Annotated in this window: 1 protein-coding gene; it reads right to left on the reverse strand. The window is 57.1% G+C overall.

From position 1 onward, the window contains the following. Positions 1 to 371: 371 nt before the first annotated feature. Positions 372 to 1,661: a citrate synthase gene (gltA, locus tag F8N49_RS27470; RefSeq protein WP_003222994.1), complete on the reverse strand. Its 1,290-nt coding sequence runs from the start codon at positions 1,659 to 1,661 to the stop codon at positions 372 to 374. Positions 1,662 to 1,932 lie beyond the last annotated feature (271 nt).

Consider the following 1,932-nt stretch of genomic DNA (forward strand, 5'->3'; position numbering starts at 1 on the left):
GGTTTCTTTACGGGATCGATCCGGGGGGGAGCGCAGCGACCGTACGACGCAGTCGTACACAGCGAGTGTAGGTGCAGCGAAGCCAACCGGAGCCGCTGCGCCCGGATCGGTCCCGTAACGAAGGTACCCCGAGCCCTAGCGAGCGGGCCGTACGCCGGGGCAAAGCCTTTTGGGTTACCTTTTCGGCGTTTGGAAAAGCTGACTCGCTGTAAGAGCGAAACCGCCAGCGGCAGCACCCGCAGCAACGGATATGCCCCCAGAATCCAAGAACCAGTCGGCCCGAAGGCCGCTGAGACCACAAACAAAAACGGCCTCTATATAAGAGGCCGTTCCTGACACACCACTAAACCATCACAAAAAAAAGAAAAACCTTATTTGCGATCTTCCAGCTTGGTGATGTCACGCGACTCGTAACCGGTGTACAGCTGGCGCGGGCGGCCAATCTTGTACGGGCTCGAGAGCATTTCCTTCCAGTGCGAAATCCAGCCGACAGTACGCGCCAGGGCGAAAATCACCGTGAACATGCTGGTTGGAATGCCGATCGCCTTAAGGATGATCCCCGAGTAGAAGTCGACGTTCGGGTACAGCGAGCGCTCGATGAAGTACGGGTCGGTCAACGCGATCTCTTCCAGGCGCATGGCCAGTTCGAGTTGCGGATCGTTGTTGATGCCCAGTTCCTTCAGCACTTCGTCGCAGGTCTGCTTCATGACAGTCGCGCGAGGGTCGCGGTTCTTGTAGACGCGGTGACCGAAGCCCATCAACTTGAACGGATCGTTCTTGTCCTTGGCCTTGGCGATGAACTTGTCGATGTTCGACACATCGCCAATCTCGTCGAGCATGGTCAGCACGGCTTCGTTCGCACCGCCGTGGGCAGGGCCCCACAGTGCGGCGATACCGGCGGCGATACAGGCGAACGGGTTGGCACCCGAAGAACCGGCCAGACGCACGGTGGAGGTCGAAGCGTTCTGCTCGTGGTCGGCGTGGAGGATGAAGATCCGGTCCATGGCCTTGGCGAGTACCGGGCTGATCGGTTTGATCTCGCACGGGGTGTTGAACATCATGTGCAGGAAGTTTTCCGCGTAAGTCAGATCGTTGCGCGGGTACATCATGGGTTGGCCCATGGAGTACTTGTAAACCATCGCTGCCAGGGTCGGCATCTTCGCAACCAGACGGATCGCGGAGATTTCGCGATGCTGCGGGTTATTGATGTCCAGGGAGTCGTGGTAGAAGGCCGAGAGGGCGCCGACTACACCGCACATGACGGCCATCGGGTGGGCGTCGCGACGGAAACCGTTGAAGAAGGTTTTCAGCTGCTCGTGAACCATGGTGTGGTTTTTCACGGTGCTGACGAACTGGGCCTTCTGTTCTGCGGTCGGCAATTCGCCGTTGAGCAGCAGGTAGCAGGTTTCCAGGTAGTCCGACTTTTCAGCCAGCTGTTCGATCGGGTAGCCGCGGTGCAACAAAATGCCGTTGTCGCCGTCGATATAGGTAATTTTCGATTCGCACGAAGCGGTCGACATGAAACCCGGGTCGAAAGTGAAGCGGCCCGTGGCCGTCAGGCCCCGAACATCGATTACATCGGGACCAACGGTGCCGGTTAAAATGGGCAGCTCGACGGGGGCTGCGCCCTCGATGATCAACTGCGCTTTTTTGTCAGCCATGTGGCCTCCTATTTATGCTTGAACCATCAGACAGACCCCCCACGCAGGGCCCGCACCACTATAGTGAGATAAATTCGAATGTCAATTTGCCTAAAGTCTTGCTCCAGAAGGCTTTAAGCCGACTTTTTCCTCGAAATTGCCTGCCATTTACGCCTTTTATGCAACTTGTGCAATCCGCTATTGGGGGTAGGTGAACGCGTTGTCATTAGTAGCCTAACTGTCTATACTCGGCCACCGACCGCCAAGGGCTTTTGGGCTTGCTTTCATTTGG

This window comes from Pseudomonas sp. GXM4, assembly GCF_008923895.1.
In the GTDB taxonomy this organism is placed as follows: Bacteria; Pseudomonadota; Gammaproteobacteria; order Pseudomonadales; family Pseudomonadaceae; genus Aquipseudomonas; species Aquipseudomonas atacamensis.